This window comes from Amycolatopsis sp. NPDC004747 (genome assembly GCF_053601335.1).
In genome coordinates, this window is the sequence record NZ_JBSGBQ010000008.1 from 280580 (window position 1) to 301032 (window position 20453).

Genomic DNA, 20453 nt, shown 5'->3' on the forward strand with positions numbered 1-20453 from the left:
GCTTCACCGGCACCGGCGAGTGCGATCACGAGATTCCGAATTCCTTGCCCAGCAGCTCGAACATCTCTTCGTCGGTGGCCGACGCGACGTCCTGGACCGCCGACGGTTCGTCGAGGGGCCTGCTGTCCTTCAACGCGGTGGTGAGTTTCTGCATCCGCAGCACGATCCGGGCGGCCGCCTCCGAACCGGGGAGGCCGAGCAGCGCGGCTTCGAGCCGTTCGTAGTCTTCGAACAGCGCTTCGGCCGGGTCGCCGCCGAAGGCCGCTTCGAGGTGGGCGGCGAGTGCGGTGGCCGTCGGGTGGTCGAACACGACGGTCGCGGACAGCGCGAGACCGGTCGCGACGGCCAGCCGGTTGCGGAACTCGACCGCGGTCAGCGAGTCGAAGCCCAGGTCGCGGAAGGCCCGGCCGGGCGCGACGGCCCCGGCCGACGCGTGGCCCAGCGCGGCGGCCGCCTGCGCCCGCACCAGGTCGAGCAGCAGCCGGCCGCGCTCGGCCGCCGACGCGGCGCGCAACCGGTCGGCCTGCGAGCCGGCGTCCGCCCCGGCGGCCATCGCCTGCGCGGCTTCCGGGACGCCGGTGAGCAGCGGGCTCGGCCGCACGGCGGCGAACGCGGGCGCGAACCGGGCCCAGTCGACGTCGGCCACGGTCACGGTCCCGGTGGCCGTCAGCAGCCTGCCGAGCTCGCGCAGCGCGGCTTCCGGCCGCATGGCGGCGATCCCGCCGCGGTCCACCCGCTCCGCGGCGGCCCCCGTGGCGGCCATCCCGGCCGCCGCCCACGCACCCCAGGCGACCGACAGCGCCGGAAGTCCATTGTGGACTCGCCGGTCGGCGAGCGCGTCGAGGTGGGCGTTGGCGGCCGCGTAGTTGCCCTGCCCGGTCCCGCCGATCGTGGCGGCCAGCGAGGAGAACAGCACGAACACCGAGACCGGGTGGTCCCGGGTCAGCTCGTCCAGCAGCCGGGCGGCGGTCACCTTGGCGCGGAACACGGTCTCGAACCGCTCCGGCGTGAGCCCGTCGACGACCCCGTCGTCGAGCACACCGGCGGTGTGGAAGACGGCGGTGATCCGTTCGCCCGCCAAGGCACCGGCGAGCGCTTCGCGGTCGGCGACGTCGCAGGCGACGATCCGGACCTCGGCCGCCTCGGCCGAGGCGGCCAGCTCGGCCCGCAGTTCCCCGGCGCCGGGCGCGTCCGGGCCGCGGCGGCTGAGCAGCAGCAGCCGGGTGGCGCCCTGCGCCACGGCCCACTTCGCGACCTCGGCCCCGAGGGCGCCCGTGCCGCCGGTGATCAGGACGGTCCCGTCCGGGGCCCAGGTCCCGCCGGGCACGCCGCCGAGCCGGGTGAGCCGCCGGGCGTGGACGCCGGACTCGCGGACCACCACCTGGTCCTCGGTGCCGGTGAGCACGCCGGCGAACCGCGGCCCGGTCCGCTCGTCCAGCTCGGCGGGCACGTCGGCCAGCCCGCCCCAACGGTCGGGCAGCTCCAGGGCGATCGTCCGGCCCAGCCCCCACACCGTCGCCGCGTCCGGGTCGCCGGGACCGTCGACGGCGATCGCGTCGCGGGTCACCGCCCAGACCCGCGCGGTCACGCCGGCGTCGCCGAGCGCCTGCACCGCGGTGGCGGTGTGCACGACGTCGAGGGCCACCAGCACCCCGGCGTAGTCGCCCGTCACGGCCTCGGCCAGCTCGGCACGACCGGTTCCCACCGGAACCACGACCTCGCGGACGGTCGCACCGGCGTCCGTCAGCGCGGCGCCGAGGTCGGCGTCCCCGCCGCCGGAAAGCAGCAGCCACGGCCCGGAGAGCTCGGCCGCGCGGTCCGGGACCGGCTGCCACGTCACCCGGTAGCGCCAGGTGCCGGCCCGGGAGCCGGCCGCGGAGTCCAGCCAGAACCGTTCGCGCTGGAAGGCGTAGGTCGGCAGGTCCACCCGCTGCCCGGCGGTGCCGAGCACCGGCGTCCAGTCGACGGCCACGCCGTGTGCGTGCGCCCGCGCCAGCGCGGTGAGCAGCGTCGACACACCGTCGCGGCCCGCCAGCTGGGTCGCGGTGACCAGCTCCGCGCCCGGCACGCCGTGGGCCGCGGCGGCCAGCACCCCCTGCGGCCCCACTTCGACGTACCGGGTCACGCCGTCCGCGGCCGCGACGCCGACCGCGTCGGCGAACCGCACGGTGCCGCGCACCTGGTCGGCCCAGTACCCGGCGGAACACAGCTCACCGGCCACCTGCTTCCCGGTGAGCGTGGACAGGATCGGGATCCGCGGTTCGTGGTACTCCACAGTGGACGCCACCGCGGCGAACTCCGTGAGCATCGGGTCCATGCGGTGCGAGTGGAACGCGTGCGACACCTCGAGCCGGCGCGTCTTGCGGTCCGCCGCCCACTCGGCCACCGCCGCCACGGCGTCCACGTCCCCGGACACCACCACCGCGTCCGGGCCGTTCACCGCGGCCAGCGACACCCCGGCCAGCTCCGCCAGCACCGGCTGGATGTCCACTTCGGACGCTTGCACGGCCAGCATGGCACCACCCTCGGGCAACGCCTGCATCAACCGGCCACGGGCCGCGACCAGCGTGCAGGCGTCGTCCAGGGAGAAGACCCCGGCGACGTGGGCGGCGGCGAGCTCACCGATCGAATGCCCGACCAGGACGTCCGGCCGCACGCCGAACGACTCCAGCAGCCGGAACAACGCCACCTCGACCGCGAACAGCCCGGCCTGCGCGAACTCCGTGCGGTGCAGCGCCTCGGCGTCCTCACCCCACATCACGTCCCGCAGAGCGGGAGCCAGCCGCGCGCACACCTCGTCGAAGGCCTCGGCGAACACCGGGAACCGCGCGTGCAGCTCCCGGCCCATGCCGAGGGTCTGCGAACCCTGCCCCGAGAACAGGAAGGCCGTCTTGCCCTGGCCCGCCGAGCCGGTCACCACGCTCGCCGCGGGGGCGCCCGAAGCGACCGCGGCCAGGCCGGCCAGCAACGCGTCGCGGTCGTCCCCGACGACGACGGCGCGTTCGTCCAGCGCGGCCCGGCCGGTCAGCAGGGAGTGCGCCACGTCGGCCCGGTCGAGCCCCGGCTCGGCCAGCAGCCGTTCACGCAACCGGCCGGCCTGCACCCGCAGCGCGGCCGCCGACCGGGCGGAGAGCACCAGCGGCACCGGGCCGGTGACGGCGGGCGACGGGGTCTCGGCCACCGGAGGCGCCGCTTCGAGAACGGCGTGCACGTTGGTGCCGCTGATCCCGAACGAGGACACCGCGGCCCGGCGGGGTTCGCCGGTCTCCGGCCAGGCCGTGGCCTCGGTGAGCAGGCGTACGGTGCCGTCCGGCCAGTCCACCCGCGAGCTCGGCACGTCGGCGTGCAGGGTGCGCGGCAGCACGCCGTGCCGCATCGCCTGCACCACCTTGATCACGCTCGCCACGCCGGCCGCGGCCTGGGTGTGGCCGAGGTTGGACTTGACCGAACCCAGCCACAGCGGCCGCCGCGGGTCACGGCCCCGGCCGTAGGTGGCGATCAGCGCCTGCGCCTCGATGGGGTCGCCGAGCCGGGTGCCCGTGCCGTGGGCTTCGACCGCGTCGATCTGGTGGGCCGACAGCCGGGCGGCGGCCAGCGCCTGGGTGATCACCCGCTGCTGCGACGGGCCGTTGGGGGCGGTGAGCCCGTTCGACGCGCCGTCGGAGTTCATCGCGGAGCCGCGGAGCACGGCCAGCACCGGGTGTCCGTTGCGGCGTGCGTCGGACAGCCGTTCCAGCAGCAGCATGCCCGCGCCCTCGGCGAGGCCGAAGCCGTCCGCGCCGTCGCCGAACGCCTTGCACCGGCCGTCCGGCGCGAGCCCGCCCTGCCTGCTGAAGGCGAGGAAGACCGCCGGCGTCGGCATCACGGTGACCCCGCCCGCCAGCGCCAGCGAGCACTCCCGCTGGCGCAGGGCGTGCCGGGCCCAGTGCAGGGCGACCAGCGACGACGAGCACGCCGTGTCCACGGTGGCGGTCGGGCCCTCCAGGCCGAAGGTGTAGGCGAGCCGTCCGGACACCACGCTGGTGGCGTTGCCGGTGAGCAGGTGCCCCTCCGCCGTCGCGGCCTCGGTCCGGCGGCCGGTGCCGTAGCCGCAGGGCGCGGCCCCGACGAAGACCCCGGTCCGGCTGCCGCGCACCGACACCGGGTCGATGCCGGCGTGCTCGAACGCTTCCCATGCGGTTTCGAGCACGAGCCGCTGCTGCGGGTCCATGGTGATCGCTTCGCGCGGGCTGATGCCGAAGAAGCCGGCGTCGAACTCCGCGGCGTCGTGCAGGAAGCCGCCGGCCCGCGAGTACGTGGTGCCGGGCTTGTCCGGTGCCGCGTCCGGCGCGAGCAGCGCGTCGAGGTCCCAGCCCCGGTCGCCCGGCAGGTCGGTGACGGCGTCGCCGCCCGCCGCCACCAGGTCCCACAGGCCGTCCGGGGACGTGATCCCGCCGGGGTACCGGCAGCCGATCCCGATGACGGCGACCGGCTCGGCGTCGCGCTCTTCGAACTCGCGCACCCGCCGGTTGGCTTCGCGCAGTTCGGTGGTGGCCCGCCGGAGGTAGTCGCGCAGGGTGCCGTTGTCCGTCATGAAGACCTGCCCAGTTCGCTGTCGAGCACCTCGAAGAGTTCGTCGTCGCCGGCCAGCTCGAGGTCGTCCCCGGCGTCGCCGCCGCCGGACCGGAGGCCGGTCCAGCCGCGGACGAGTGCGCGCAACCGCGCGGTGACGCTGTCGGCCGCCAGTTCGTCGGCGGCGACCGCGGCGGCCCCGCCGGCGTCGAGGCCGGCGAGCGTGGCTTCCAGCCGCCCGAGCTCGTCGAGCAGCGAGACTCCCGGCCGCGGGGTGCCGCCGTCGCCCAGCAGCTCGTGCAGCCGGGCGGCCACCGCCGCCGAGGTCGGGTAGTCGAAGACGACCGTGGCGGGCAGCCGCACGCCGGTCGCGGCGGTGAGCCGGTTGCGCAGTTCGACCGCGGTCAGCGAGTCGAAGCCGAGCTCGCTCAGTGCCCGGTCCGGCTCGATCGCGGCGGCGGACTCGTGGGCGAGCACCGTCGCCACGTGGCCGCGCACCAGGTCGAGGAGGAACCGGTCGCGGTCGTCGGCGGGGATCGCTTCGAACCGCTGGGCGAACGACGGCCCGGTGTCCTCGCCCGCCGCCGCCACCCGGCGGGTGCCGGCCGGCACCAGCCCGCGCAGCACCGCGGGGACCGCGGGCCGCGACCGCAGGGCGGCGAGGTCGAGGTCGACGGGCACCACGGCCGGTTCGGCCGCGCGCAACCCGGCGTCGAACAGCGCCAGTGCGTCCTCTGTGGACAGCGGCCGGATACCGCCGCGCGACAGCCGCGCGTGGTCGGCGCCTGCCAGGTGCCCGGTCATCCCGCTGGCTTCCGCCCACAGGCCCCAGGCCAGCGAGGTCGCCGGCCGTCCGTGCGCCCGGCGGTGCTGGGCGAGGGCGTCGAGGAACGCGTTCGCGGCCGCGTAGGCCGGTTGCCCGGCACTGCCGAAGGTGCCCGCGCCGCCGGAGAAGAGGACGAAGGCGGCGACGTCACCGCACAGCTCGTGCAGGTTCAGCGCCGCGTCGACCTTCGGGCGCAGGACCGCGGCCAGCCGCTCCGGGGTCACCGACTCGAGCACGCCGTCGTCGAGCACCCCGGCCGCGTGGACCACGGCCGAGAGCGGGCGACCGGCGACGACCTCCGCCAGTGCGTCCCGATCGGCCGCGTCGCAGGCCACGATCTCGGCACGGGCGCCCAGCTGGGCCAGCTCTTCCCGCAGCTCGTCCGCGCCGGGCGCGTCCGGGCCGCGACGGCTCAGCAGCACCAGGTCCCGCACTTCGTGGGTGGTGACCAGGTGCCGGGCCAGCAGCGCGCCCAGGGTGCCGGTGCCGCCGGTGACCAGCACCGGGCCGTCGGCGAGCCGCGGCGGGATGCGCAGGACGAGCTTGCCGACGTGCTTGGCCTGGCTCATCGTCCGGAACACATCCCGCGCCTCGGTGATGTCCCGCACCGAAACCGGCAGCGGGCGCAGCACCCCGCGTTCGAACAGCGCGGTGATTTCGGCGAGCATCGCGGCCAGCCGGTCGGGGGACGCTTCGATGAGGTCGAACGCCTCGTACCGGACGCCGGGGTACTCCTTGGCGACCAGTTCCGCGTCACGGACGTCGTTCTTGCCCATCTCCACGAACCGGCCACCCCGCGGCAGCAGGCGCAGGGAGGCGTCGACGAACTCACCGGTCAGCGCGTCCAGCACCACGTCGACCCCGGCACCGCCGGTGACGCCGAGGAACGCGCTCTCGAAGTCCAAGGTGCGCGAGGACGCCAGCCGTTCGGCGTCGATGTCCACCGACGGCCACTTCGCCGGGCTCGCCGTGCCGAAGACGGTCGCGCCCAGGTGCCGCGCGATCTGGACCGCGGCCATGCCGACGCCACCGGCGGCCGCGTGCACCAGCACCGACTCGCCGTCGCGGACGCCGGCCAGGTCGTTGAGCGCGTACCAGGCCGTCAGGAACGCCACCGGGACCGAAGCCGCCGTCTCGAACGACCACCCGTCCGGCAGCACGGCCATCGCCCGCCGGTCGGCCACGGCGACCGGCCCGAGCGCGCCGTTGAACAGGCCGTAGACCCGGTCCCCCGGCCGCAGGTCGGTGATCGCCGCGCCGGTCTCCAGGACCACGCCGGCGCCCTCGGCGCCCATCGGCACCGGGTCGGGGTACATCCCGAGACCGATCAGCACGTCGCGGAAGTTCACCCCGACCGCGCGCAGCCCGACGCGGACTTCGTTGTCCCGCAACGGGCGCCCGGCGTCCGGGTGGCCGACCAGGGCCAGGTTCTCCAGCGTCCCCGCGGTGGTGACGTCGAGCCGCCACGGTCCGGACGGCGGCCGGAGGGCGTCGGGGCCGGTGCGGGCCAGCCGGGGCACGAACACCTCGCCGCCGCGGACGGCGAGCTGGGGTTCGTCGAGCGCGACGACCGACGGCAGCACTTCGGTGAGCACCGCTTCGGCGTCGACGTCCAGCAGCACCAGCCGGCCGGGGTGCTCGGTTTGCGCCGACCGCAGCAGGCCCCAGACGGGCGACTCCGCCACCCCGGCGACCAGGTCGTCCCGGCGGACGCCGACCGCGTCCCGGGTGACGACCAGGAGCCGCGACCCGGCGGGGTCCTCGGCGGCGAGCCAGTCCTGGACGGTGGCGAGCGTGGCCGTCAGCCCGGCGCGGACCCCGGCCGCGGTCAGGCCGGCCCGCGGGACCTCGGTGACGAGGACGTCGGCCGCGGCCTCGCCGAGCATCGCCCAGCTGCGGCCGCCGGTGCCCGGCTCGACGCGGTTCCACTCGACGGCGAACAGCGAGCCGCGGCGCGCGGCGTCGAACCGGGCCGCCGAAACCGGCCGGGAGACCAGCGAATCGATCGTCGCCACCGGGGCGCCGGTGGCGTCGGCGACGGTCAGCGAGATCGCCTCCTCCCCGACCCGCGAGAGCCGCACCCGCAGCGCGGTCGCGCCGGTCGCGGTCAAGGTGACACCGCTGAAGGCGAACGGGAGCCGTCCGACGGCTTCGGCCGCGGTGGTCTCCAGCCCGGCCGCGAGCATCGCCTGGAGCGCGGCGTCGAGCAGGGCCGGGTGCAGGCCGAACCCGTCGGTGCGGGCGCCGGCGGGCAGGCGGACGTCGGCGTAGAAGTCGTTGCCGTCGCGCCAGGCCGCGTGGAGACCGCGGAAGAGCGGCCCGTAGGTGAACCCGAGCCCGGCGAAGCGGCCGTAGACGTCGTCGAGGTCGATCGGGGCCGCGCCGGGCGGTGGCCAGGTTTCCAGTCCGGTGGGTCCGGCGGGGGCGCCGGCCGGGGCGAGCACGCCCGCCGCGTGCCGGGTCCACGGTGCGCCGGGGTCGTCGTCCGGGCGGCTGTGGACCGTCAGGCCGCGCCGGCCGGTCTCGTCGTCGGGTGCCACGGTGAGCTGCAGGCGCAGCCCACCGGCTTCGGGCAGCACCAGCGGGGTTTCCAGGGTGAGTTCCTCGACCAGCCCGCAGCCCGCTTCGTCGGCGGCGCGGACGGCCAGCTCGACAAAGCCGGTGCCGGGCAGCAGCACCGAACCGCGGACGGCGTGGTCGGCGAGCCAGGGGTGGGTGTCCAGGCCGAGCCGCCCGGTGAGCACCAGCTCGCCGGAGTCCGCGACGGTCATCGCGGCGGCCACCAGCGGGTGTTCGGTGGCGGTGAGGCCGAGGCCGTGCGGGTCGCCCGGCTTCGCCGCGGGGGTGTCCGGCCAGAAGCGGCGTCGCTGGAAGGCGTAGGTGGGCAGGTCCACCCGGCGGCCGGGGGTCAGCTGCTCCCACGCCACCGGGACGCCGTGCACGAACGCCTGGCCGAACGCGGTGTACAGCTGCCGCAGATCGCCGTGGTCCCGGCGCAGCGTCGGCACCACCGCACCATCGACGTCCAGCTCGTCCAGCGTCTGCTGCACGCCGACCGTGAGCACCGGATGCGCCGAACTTTCGACGAACACCGTGTGCCCGGCCGCGATCGCCGCCCGGACCGCATCCTCGAACTTCACCGTCGCCCGCAGGTTCCGGTACCAGTAGTCCGCGGTCAACTCGGCGGTGTCGATCGCTTCGCCGGTCAACGTCGAGAAAAAGGTAGTGTCCACACTGGACGGCGTCACCGGTGCCAGATCGGCGAGAATCCGCTCCCGGATCGCCTCCACCTGCGGCGAATGCGAGGCATAGTCCACCGGCACCCGCCGGACACGGACTCCAGCCGCCTCCCAAGCCGCCTGTGCCTCGTCCAGCGCGGCGACCTCACCCGACACGACCGTCGCCGACGGCCCGTTCACCGCCGCAATACCCAACCGCGGGTCCAAACCGGCCTCAACCTCGGCGACCGGCAACGGCACCGACAACATCCCACCGGTACCCGCCAGCTCAGTAATCGCCTTCGCGCGCAGGGCAACCACCCGAGCACCGTCCTCAAGGGACAACGCGCCCGCCACCACCGCGGCCGCGATCTCACCCTGCGAATGCCCGATCACCGCAACCGGCTCAACCCCAGCATCACGCCACAACTCGGCCAAGCAGACCATCACCGCCCACAACAGCGGCTGGACGACGTCGACCCGCTCCGGCACGGCCGGATCGGCCGAACGAGCCACCTCCGTCAACGACCAGTCCACAAAGGACGACAACGCCGCCTCACACTCAGCCCACCGGGAAGCAAAAACCTCCGAAGCATCCAGCAGCTCGACGGCCATGCCGACCCACTGCGAACCCTGACCCGGGAACACCAGCACCGGCCCCGTGTTGCCGACCACCTCACCCGTGACGACGGCGGGCGAGGGCTCGCCGCCGGCCAGGGCCGACAAGCCGTCGAGGAGTTCGGCGGGTTCGGTGCCGACCACGACCGCCCGGCGTTCCCAGGCGGTCCGGGTGGTGGCCAGCGAGAACGCCACGTCGTTGGCAGGCAGCCCGTCGACGTGCGCGGCCAGGCGCCGGGCCTGGTCCCGCAGCCCGGCCTCCGACCTGGCGGACAGCACCCACGGCGTCACCGCGGGAGCTGCGGCGGGCACCTCGGGTTCTTCGGGTTCTTCGCGTTCTTCGACGGCCGGGGCTTCTTCGATGATGACGTGGGCGTTCGTGCCGCTCATGCCGAACGACGAGACGCCCGCCCGCCGCGGGGTTTCCGTGGCGGGCCACGGCCGCGCCTCGGTCAGCAGCTCGACCGCGCCGGCCGACCAGTCCACTTCGGACGATCGGGCGGCGGCGTGCAGGGTCTTCGGCAGCCGGCCGTTGCGCAGCGCCAGCACCACCTTCAGCACCCCGGCCACCCCGGCCGCGCCCTGGGTGTGGCCGATGTTCGACTTCACCGAGCCCAGCCACAGCGGCCGGTCGCGGTCCTGGCCGTAGGTCGCCAGCAGCGCCTGCGCCTCGATCGGGTCGCCCAGCCGGGTCCCGGTGCCGTGCGCCTCCACGACGTCGACGTCCGCGCCGGACAGCCGGGCGTTGGCCAGTGCCTGGGTGATCACCCGCTGCTGCGAAGGGCCGTTGGGCGCGGTCAACCCGTTCGACGCGCCGTCCTGGTTCACCGCCGACCCGCGGACCACGGCCAGCACCGGGTGCCCGTTGCGCCGCGCCTCGGACAACCGCTCCACCAGCAGCACGCCCGCGCCCTCGGCGAGGCCCATGCCGTCCGCCGTGTCGGCGAACGCCTTGCACCGGCCGTCCAGGGCCAGCCCGCGCTGCCGCGAGAAGGCGATGAACGCCCCGGGGCCCGCCATCAGCGCGACCCCGCCCGCCAGCGCCAGCTCGCAGTCGCCGTTGCGCAGGGCCTGAACGGCCAGGTGCAACGCGACCAGCGACGACGAGCACGCGGTGTCCACGGTGACCGCCGGGCCTTCGAGCCCGAGGGTGTAGGAGATCCGCCCGGAGACCACGCTCGACGCGCTGCCGGTCAGCACGTGGCCTTCCGAGCCCGCCGACGACCGGAGCACGGCCTGCCCGTAGTCGCTGATGTTGCTGCCGGTGAACACGCCGATCCGGTCGCCGCGCACCGACGCCGGGTCGATCCCGGCCCGCTCGAGCACCTCCCACGAGATCTCCAGCAACAGCCGCTGCTGCGGGTCCATGGCCAGCGCCTCGCGCGGCGAGATGCCGAAGAACGCGGGGTCGAAGTCGCCGACGCCGTCGACGAAGGCGCCGTGCCGGACGTGGCTCTTGCCCGGCGCGTCCGGGTCGGGGTCGAACAGTGCCGCCAGGTCCCAGCCGCGGTCGGCCGGGAACTCCGTCACGGCGTCGCCTTCGGACTCCAGCAGCCGCCAGAGGTCCTCCGGCGAGGCGACCCCGCCCGGGAACCGGCAGCCCATCGAGACGATGGCGATCGGCTCGTCGGCGGCGGCGATCGTGACGACCTTGGCGGGCCCGTCGGCTTCGGCCCCGAAGACGCGGCCGTGCAGGTAGTTCGCCAGCGCTTCCGGGGTCGGGTAGTCGAACACGACCGTGGTGGGCAGCTTCAGCCCGATCGCGGCGGTCAGCCGGTTGCGCAGGTCGACCGCGGTCAGCGAGTCGAACCCGAAGTCGCGGAAGGCCTTGCCCGGCACCACGGCCGCGGCCGAAGCGTGGCCCAGCACGGCCGCGGCCTGCCCCCGCACGGTCTCCAGGACGGCCTTCCGCCGCTCGGCCGCGGACAACCCGGCCAGCTTCCGGCGCAGCTCGGACGGCTCGCCCGCGGCCGGGTCCGGCTCGACCCGGTCGGCGGCGAGGAGCTCCGCCGCCTCCGGGACGTCGGCGATCAGCGGCCGGGGCCGGGCCGAGCCGAACGCGGGCACGAACCGGTCCCAGTCGACGTCGGCGAGGGCGATGAACGGCCGGTCGTGGTCGAGTTCGCGGCGCAGTGCGCTCATCGCGATCTCGGGGTCGAGGAACGGCAGCCCGCGCTTGCGGACCAGGCTCGGGTCGACGCCCTCGGGGATGGTGGCGCCGGTCCACTCGTTGGCCGCCCGCCAGATGCCCCAGGCGATGGAGCTCGCCGGGAGCCCGCGGGCCCGGCGGTGCTCGGCGAACGCGTCGAGGTAGGCGTTCGCCGCGCCGTACGCGCCGTGGTCGCCGCTGCCCCAGACCCCGGCGATGGAGGAGAACAGCACGAACGCGTCGAGCTCGTCGCCGTCGAGCAGTTCGGCGAGGTGCTGCGCGCCGAGCACCTTGGCCGCCATCACGGCGGAGAAGTCGGCGAGCGACGAGGTCTCGAGCGCACCGATGTCGATGAGCGCGGCCGCGTGGACCACCGCGCGCACCGGGTCGCCCGCCGTGCGCAGCTCGGCCAGGAGCGCGGCCAGCGCGGCCTTGTCCGAAACGTCGCAGCGGACGGCGGTGAGCCGCACGCCGGAGCGGGCCAGCTCGGCGGTGAGCTCGGGGATGCCCGGCGCGTCCGGGCCGCGCCGGCCCGGGAGCACGACGTGGCCGGCGCCCGCGCCGGCGAGCCAGCGCACCACTAGCGGGCCGAGGTCGCCGGTGCCGCCGGTGACCAGCACGGTGCCGCGCGGCTGCCAGGTCCGGCCGGGCCGCTCGTCGCCGAGCGGCGCGCGGGTGAGCCGCCGGGTGAACACCCCGGAGGGCCGGACGGCCAGCTGGTCTTCGTCGTCCGCCGCGGCGAGCACCGAGGCGAGCCGTCGTCCGGCCGGCTCGTCGAGGACCTCGGGGAGGTCGACGAGCCCACCCCAGCGGGCGGGGTGTTCGAGGGCCACGACCCGGCCGAGCCCCCAGACCTGGGCCTGCAGCGGCCGGGGCAGGTCTTCGCCGTCCGCCACCGCGACGGCGCCGCGGGTGAGGCACCAGAGCCGCGCGGGCACACCGGCGTCGCCGAGCGCCTGGACCAGCGTGAGCGTGCCGGCGAGGCCGGCCGTCATCGCGGGGTGTTCCGGGTGCGGCGATTCGTCGGCCGCGAGCAGCGACACGACTCCCGCGACCTCGCGGTCCAGTTCGCGCAGGCGGCGGGCGAGGTCCGCCCGGCCGGTGCCGGGGGCGAGTTCGAGCTCGGTCACGTCGGCGCCGTTGGCGGCCAGCGCCGTGCCGACGTCGGCCGGGCGCGCGCCGGCCGCGGTGACCACCAGCCAGGTCCCGGCCAGGCGCTCCGCCGGGCGGCCGAGCGGCTTCCAGGTGATCCGGTAGCGCCAGCGGTCGGCCGTGGCGTGCGCCCGGCGCTGCCGGTGCCAGGCCGAGAGGGCGGGCACGACCGCGCCGAGTTCGCGGTCACCGAGGTGCAGGGCGTCCGCGAGGCCTTCCAGGTCTTCGCGCTCGACGGCGTCCCAGAACCGCGTCTCGACCGAGTCGGCGGCCGCCGGTGTTTCCGACGGCCGGGCCGGCGGCCAGAAGCGTTCGCGCTGGAACGCGTACGTCGGCAGGTCCACCCGGACCGGCCGGGCGTCGGCGAACACCGCCGCCCAGTCGACGGGCAGGCCGAGGACGTGCGCTTCGGCGTACGCGGTGAGCACCTGGGTGAGGTCGCCGTGCTCGCGGCGCAGCGTGCCCAGTGCGGCGCCGGTGACCTCCAGCGCGTCCAAGGTCTGCTGGACGCCGACGGTCAGCACGGGGTGGGCCGAAGCCTCGACGAACGTCGTGTGCCCGGCCGCGGCGAGCGCGCGGACGGCCTGCTCGAACCGGACGGTCTCGCGCAGGTTGCGGTACCAGTAGCCGGCGGTCAGCTCCGCGGTGTCGAGCGGCTCGCCGGTCAGCGTCGAGGCGAAGACCGTGCGGACCGGGCGCGGGGTGATCCCCGCGAGGTCGGCGAGCACGCGGTCGCGGATGGCCGCCACCTGGGGCGAGTGCGACGCGTAGTCCACCGGGATGCGGCGGACGCGGACGCCATCGGCTTCCCAGCGCGCCTGGGCTTCGTCGAGCGCGGTGACCTCGCCCGAAACGACGGTCACCGACGGCCCGTTCACCGCGGCGATGCCCAGCCGCGGGTCCAGGCCGGCTTCGACGTCGGTCACCGGCAACGGCACCGACAGCATGCCGCCGGTCCCGGCCAGTTCCGTGATCGCCTTGGCCCGCAGGGCGACGACCCGTGCGCCGTCTTCCAGTGACAGCGCACCGGCCACCACCGCGGCGGCGATCTCGCCCTGGGAGTGCCCGACCACCGCGGCGGGCTCGACCCCCGCGGAACGCCACAGCTCGGCCAGGCCGACCATCACCGCCCACAGCAGCGGCTGGACGACGTCGACCTGCTCCAGCACCGCGGGATCGGCCGAGCGGGCCACCTCGGTCAGCGACCAGTCCACAAAGGACGCAAGGGCGGTCTCGCACTCGGCCCACCGGGCCGCGAAGACCGGGGACGAGTCGAGCAGTTCCACCGCCATCCCGACCCACTGCGAACCCTGGCCGGGGAAGACGAGCACCGGTCCCGCGCCCGGCGGCCCGGCCACCCCGGTCACCCCGGCCGGTTCGCCCGCGGCCACGCCGGCCAGCCCGGCCAGCAGCTCTTCGGAGCCGGTGCCGACGACGACCGCCCGGTGCTCCAGGTCCGCTCGCGCGGTGGCCAGCGAGAAGGCCACGTCGGCAGGCCCGGCTTCCGAGCGACCGGTCAGGAACTCACCGAGCCGGGCGGCCTGCGCGCGCAGGGCTTCCGGGGTCCGGGCCGACACCGGCCACGCCACCGGTCCCGGCCGCGGGTCCGGCCGTTCGGTGGCCGGGGTGTCCGGGGCCTGCTCGAGGATCACGTGCGCGTTGGTGCCGCTGATCCCGAAGGAGGAGACCCCCGCGCGGCGCGGGCGCCCGGTTTCGGGCCAGTCCCGCGCCTCGGTCAGCACCTCGACCGCACCGGCGGTCCAGTCCACGAAGGACGACGGGGCGTCGACGTGCAGGGTCTTCGGCAGCACGCCGTGGCGCATGGCCTGCACCATCTTGATGACGCCGCCGACCCCGGAGGCCGCCTGCGCGTGCCCGATGTTCGACTTGATCGAGCCGAGCAGCAGCGGGTGCGCCCGGTCCCGGCCGTAGGTGGCGAGCAGGGCCTGCGCTTCGATGGGGTCGCCGAGCTTCGTGCCGGTGCCGTGCGCCTCGACCGCGTCGACGTCCTGGGTGCCGAGCCCGGCGTCGGCGAGCGCCGCCCGGATGACCCGCTGCTGCGAAAGGCCGTTCGGCGCGGTCAGGCCGTTCGACGCGCCGTCGGAGTTCACCGCCGAGCCGCGGACGACGGCGAGGATCCGCCGCCCGTTCCGGCGGGCGTCGGACAGCCGCTCGACCAGCAGCAGGCCCACGCCTTCGGAGAACCCGGCGCCGTCGGCCGCGTCGGCGAACGCCTTGCACCGGCCGTCGGGCGCGAGCCCGCCCTGGGCCGCCATCTCGGTGAACAGGCCCGGCGTCGACATCACGGTCACCCCGCCGGCGAGCGCGAGCGAGCATTCCCCGGAGCGCAGGGCCTGCGCGGCGAGGTGGAGCGCGACGAGCGAAGACGAGCACGCGGTGTCCACGGTGACCGCCGGGCCTTCGAGCCCGAGCACGTAGGAGACGCGGCCGGAGACCACGCTGCCGGAGTTGCCGGTGCCGATGTAGCCCTCCGCGCCCTTGCGCACGGCGGGCATCAGGGTGGCGTAGTCGTGGTACATGGTGCCCGCGAACACGCCGGTGCGGCTGCCGCGCAACGCCGTCGCGTCGATGCCCGCGTCCTCGACCGCTTCCCACGCCGTCTCGAGCAGGAGCCGCTGCTGCGGGTCCATGGCCAGGGCCTCGCGCGGCGAGATGCCGAAGAACCCGGCGTCGAACTCGGCGGCGTCGTGGAGGAACCCGCTCTCGCGGGCGCCGGACAGCGCCGCCGGGTCCCAGCCGCGGTCGGCGGGGAACGCCCCGACCGCGTCGCCGCCGGACTCGACGAGCCGCCACAGGTCCGCGGCGGAGGCGACCCCGCCGGGGAACCGGCAGCCGATGCCGATGACGGCGATCGGTTCGTCGGCGGCGGCACCGCCGGCCGGCGCCGTGGTGACCACCCGGTCGCCGAGGCCGAGCAGTTCGCGCCGGACGTGCTCGGCGAGCACGTCCGGGGTCGGGTAGTCGAAGACGAGGGTGGCGGGCAGCTTCAGGCCGGTCGCGGCGCCGAGCCGGTTGCGCAGTTCCACCGCGGTCAGCGAGTCGAAGCCGATCTCGGTGAACGAGCGGTGCGGGTCCACCGCCGCGGCCGAGGTGTGCCGGAGCACGTCGGCGACCTGGGCGCGGACGATGCCGAGCACGGTGCGCCGCTGCTCGTCGAGGTCGAGGCCGGCGAGGCCGCCCACCGCGGGCTCGGCTCGGACGACCCGGCGGCGAGGACCGCCCGCGAGGCCGGTGAGCAACGCGGGGACCGAGCCCGCGCGGAGGGCGCCGAGGTCGAGGGCGACCGGGGCGGCCGACGGGAGGTCGGCGGCCAGGGCCGCGTCGAGCAGCGCGATACCGTCCGAAGTGGACAGCGGGCGGACCCAGGACCGGGCCAGCCTGCCGCTGTCGTCGCCGGCGAGGTGCGCGGTCATGTCGCTGGCCTGTTCCCACAGGCCCCACGCCAGGGATGTGGCGGGCAGGCCGCGGGCGCGGCGGTGCTGGGCCAAGGCGTCCAGCCAGGTGTTGGCGGCGGCGTAGTTGCCCTGCCCGGGGGCGCCGAAGACACCCGCGGCCGAGGAGAACAGCACGAACTTCTCGACGTCACCGGCCAGCTCGTGCAGGTTCCATGCCGCATCGACCTTCGGCCGCCACACCGTTTCCAACCGCTCCGGGGTCAGGGCCTCGACGACGCCGTCGTCGAGGACGCCCGTCGCGTGCACCACCGCGCTCAGGTGCTCGATGGTGCCCAAGACCTCGGCCAGTGCCGCACGGTCGGCCGCATCGCAGGCGACGATCCGCACCGAGGCGGCGAGATCCGCGAGTTCCTGCGCGCCCGGGGCGTCCGGGCCGCGACGGCTCAGCAGCACCAGATCCCGGACACCGTGTTCGACCAGGTGCCGGGCGACCAAGCCGCCGAGCAGGCCGGTGCCGCCGGTGACGAGGACCGTGCCCTCGGTCGGCCACGCGAGCTCGGCGGTAGCGGCCGCACGCTGCAGCCGGGGAACGTAGAAGGCGCTGTCGCGGATCGCGAGCTGCGGCTCGTCCGGCAGCCCGGCAGGCACCTCGCCATCGGTGTCCACCAAGACGAACCGGCCCGGGTGCTCGGACTGCGCCGACCGCACCAGGCCCCAGATTCCCGCCTGCGCCAAGCCGGTGACCGGGTCGTCCGCGGTGACGCCGATGGCGTCCCGCGTCACCACCGCGAGGCGGCCCTCGGGCCGGCCGAGCCAGCGCTGGATCGCCGCCAGCGCTGCGGCCGTGTCGACGGGCTCGACGAGCTCCGTCCACGCCACCGCCTCGGTGGCGGCGGGTTCCCAGGCCACTTCGTACAGGGAGCCGGCCGGGCGCAGCCGGTCGACGGAGGCCACGCGCAGGGCGAGACGGTCCGCGGTGACCACGGGCAGCCCGGACTCGTCGGCGACCAGCACGCTGATCGTGTCGGTGCCCTGCGCGGCCAGCCGGACGCGCACGCGGCGCGCCCCCGCGGCGTGCACGCGGACGCCCGACCACGCGAACGGCAGCCGGGGGCCGTCGGTGGCGTCCAGCAGACCGCCGGCGCCGGCCGCGTGCAGGCAGGCGTCGAGGAGCGCCGGGTGCACGGCGAACCCGTCGGCCTCGCCCGCGGCCCCGGGCAGCGCGACTTCGGCGAACACGGCGTCATCGGCGCGCCAGACCGCGCGCAGGCCCTGGAAGGCCGGGCCGTAGCCGTACCCGGCCGCGGCGGACCCGGCGTAGAAGCCGTCGATGCCGACCGGCTCGGCGTCCACCGGTGGCCACGTGGTGAGGGTGTCGCCGGTTCCGGCGCGGGCGCGCGTCAAGGTGCCGGAGGCGTGCCGGGTCCACGGGTCGTCGGTGGCGGCAGCGGTGGCGGTGTCCGGACGGGAGTGGATCGTGACGGCGACGCGGCCGTCGTCCGCCGTGGTGGTCACGACCTGGACCGTGAGGGCACCGGAACCGGGCAGCCGGAGCGGGGTTTCGAGGGTCAGTTCCTCGACGGTGTCGCAGCCGGCGAGGTCGCCGGCGCGGACGGCCAGGTCGAGCAGCGCGGTGCCGGGCACCAGGACGGTCCCGAGCACGGCGTGGTCGGCGAGCCAGGGGTGCGTTCGCGCGGACAGCCGTCCGGTGAGCACGACCTGCCCGGAGCCGGCGACGGACACGACGGCGCCGAGCAGCGGGTGCCCGGCGCCGGCGAGCCCGGCCGCGGCGAAGTCCCCGCCGCCGGGTGCGGTCCGCACCCAGTACCGCTCGCGCTGGAAGGCGTAGGTGGGCAGGTCGACCCGCTGTCCCGGGGTCAGCTTCTCCCAGGCGACCGCCACCCCGTGGACGTAGGCGTCCCCGTAGGCGGCGAAGAGCTGCCGCAGGTCGCCGTGGTCCCGGCGCAGCGTCGGCACCACCGCACCGGAAACCTCGGCCTCGTCGAGCGTCTGCTGCACGCCGACCGTGAGCACCGGGTGCGCCGAGCTCTCGACGAACACCGTGTGCCCGGCCGCGATCGCCGCGCGAACCGCGTCCTCGAACTTCACCGTCGCCCGGAGGTTCCGGTACCAGTAGTCCGCGGTCAGTTCCGCGGTGTCGATCGCTTCGCCGGTCAGCGTCGAGATGAACGTCATGTCCACACTGGACGGAGTGACGGGTGCCAGATCGGCGAGGATCCGGTCGCGGAGCGCCTCCACCTGCGGCGAATGCGAGGCATAGTCCACCGGCACCCGCCGGACACGGACTCCAGCCGCCTCCCAAGCCGCCTGTGCCTCGTCCAGCGCGGCGACCTCGCCAGAGACGACCGTCGCCGACGGCCCGTTCACCGCCGCAATCCCCAGCCGCGGGTCCAGACCCGCTTCGACCTCGGCCACCGGCAACGGCACCGACAGCATCCCGCCGGTCCCGGCCAGCTCGGTAATCGCCTTCGCGCGCAGGGCAACGACCCGAGCACCGTCCGCAAGGGACAGAGCCCCGGCAACCACCGCGGCCGCGATCTCGCCCTGCGAGTGTCCGATCACCGCGGCAGGCTCGACACCGGCGTCCCGCCACAACTCGGCCAGGCAGACCATGACCGCCCACAGCAACGGCTGGACGACATCCACCCGCTCCAACACGGAAGGATCAGCCGAACGAGCCACCTCCGTCAGCGACCAGTCCACAAAGGACGACAGCGCCGACTCGCACTCAGCCCACCGGGAAGCAAAAACCTCCGAAGAACCCAGCAGCTCGACGGCCATGCCGGCCCACTGCGAACCCTGACCCGGGAACACCAGCACCGGACCGGCGGGGTCGGCCGCTCGCCCGGTCACGACCCCGGGTGCGGGCTGGCCGCCGGCCAGTGCCGCCAGGCCGTCGAGGAGCTCGGCGCGGTCCGCGCCGGCCACGACCGCACGCTCGGGCCACGCGGCCCTCGACGTCACCAGGGAAAACGCCACGTCGGCCGTCCTGAGTTCCGGACGGTCGCGCAGGTGGCGGACCAGCCGGTCCGCCTGGGCCCGGACCGCCTCCGGCGTCTTCGCCGACAGCACCAGCGGCACCGGGCCTTCGGCACGCGGCTCGACGGCCGCGGGCTCGACGGGCGGCGCGGCTTCGAGGACGAGGTGGGCGTTGGTACCGCTCATGCCGAACGACGAGACGGCGGCCCGCCGGGGCCGGTCCGCCGACGGCCACGGCCGCGGCTCGGTCAGCAGCTCGACCGCGCCCGCCGACCAGTCCACGTGCGAAGTCGGTGCGTCCACGTGCAGCGTCGGCGGGACGAGCCCGTGCCGCATCGCCATGACCACCTTGATCACGCCCGCGACGCCGGCGGCCGCCTGGGTGTGCCCGACGTTCGACTTGACCGAGCCGAGCAGCAGCGGGCGGTCGGCGGGACGGCCCTGGCCGTAGGTCGCCAGCAGCGCCTGCGCCTCGATCGGGTCGCCGAGCGTCGTGCCGGTGCCGTGCGCTTCGACGACGTCGACGTCGTCGGCGGCCAGCCCGGCGTCCAGCAGCGCCTGCAGGATCACCCGCTGCTGCGCGGGGCCGTTCGGCGCGGTCAGCCCGGTGCTGGCGCCGTCGGAGTTGACCGCGGAGCCGCGCAGCACGGCCAGGACCGGGTGCCCGTGGCGCCGGGCGTCGGACAGCCGCTCCACCAGCAGCAGGCCGGCGCCCTCACCCCACGCGGTGCCGTCGGCGGCCTCGGCGAAGGCCTTGACCCGGCCGTCGGCGGCGAGCCCGTTCTGGCGGGTGAACTCGGCGAACGCGCCCGGGGTGGCCATCACGGTCACGCCGCCGGCCAGCGCGAGGGAGCACTCGCCCTCCCGCAGCGACCGGGCCGCCAGGTGCAGGGCCACCAGCGACGACGAGCACGCGGTGTCCACGGTCAGCGTCGGCCCTTCGAAGCCGAACGCGTAGGAGATCCGGCCGGAGAACACGCTCGCCGAGCCGCCGGTGGCCACGTACCCGCCGAGGTCCTCGGTGGCCCGGCCCAGCAGCGACACGTAATCGCGGTTGTTGGAGCCGACGAAGACGCCGGTCCGGCTGCCGCGCAGCGTCTCGGGGTCGATCCCGGCCCGTTCCAGTGCCTCCCACGACGTCTCGAGCAGCAGCCGCTGCTGCGGGTCCATGGCGAGGGCCTCGCGCGGCGAGATCCCGAAGAAGCCGGGATCGAACTCGGCGGCGTCGTGCAGGAAAGCGCCTTCGCCGGTGGCGAAGCCGTTCGCGCCTTCCGGGACCTCCCAGCCTCGGTCGGCGGGGAAGGCGGAGAAGCCGTCACGGCCGTCACGCACCAGCGACCACAGGTCTTCCGGCGACTCGACACCACCGGGGTAGCGGCAGGCCATCGCGACGATCGCGATGTCCTCCCGCTCGACGGCCTCAAGCTCGGCCAGCCTGCTCTTCGCCTGCCTGAGCTCGGCCGTCATCCACTTGAGGTGGTCGAGAAGCTGCTGCTCACGCGCCACGGGAACAACCCCCAATT

Annotated in this window: 1 protein-coding gene and 1 pseudogene; both read right to left on the reverse strand. The window is 75.4% G+C overall.

The genetic code is table 11. The features are described from left to right. Positions 1-25: 25 nt before the first annotated feature. Positions 26-4540, reverse strand: a pseudogene (locus ACWEGE_RS15795) (SDR family NAD(P)-dependent oxidoreductase); the annotation flags it as partial. A 29-nt stretch (positions 4541-4569) separates the two neighbouring features. Continuing rightward, the gene (locus ACWEGE_RS15800; RefSeq protein ID WP_449661152.1) at positions 4570-20436 is read right to left on the reverse strand and encodes a type I polyketide synthase; all 15867 of its coding nucleotides are present in this window, start codon (positions 20434-20436) and stop codon (positions 4570-4572) included. Positions 20437-20453 lie beyond the last annotated feature (17 nt).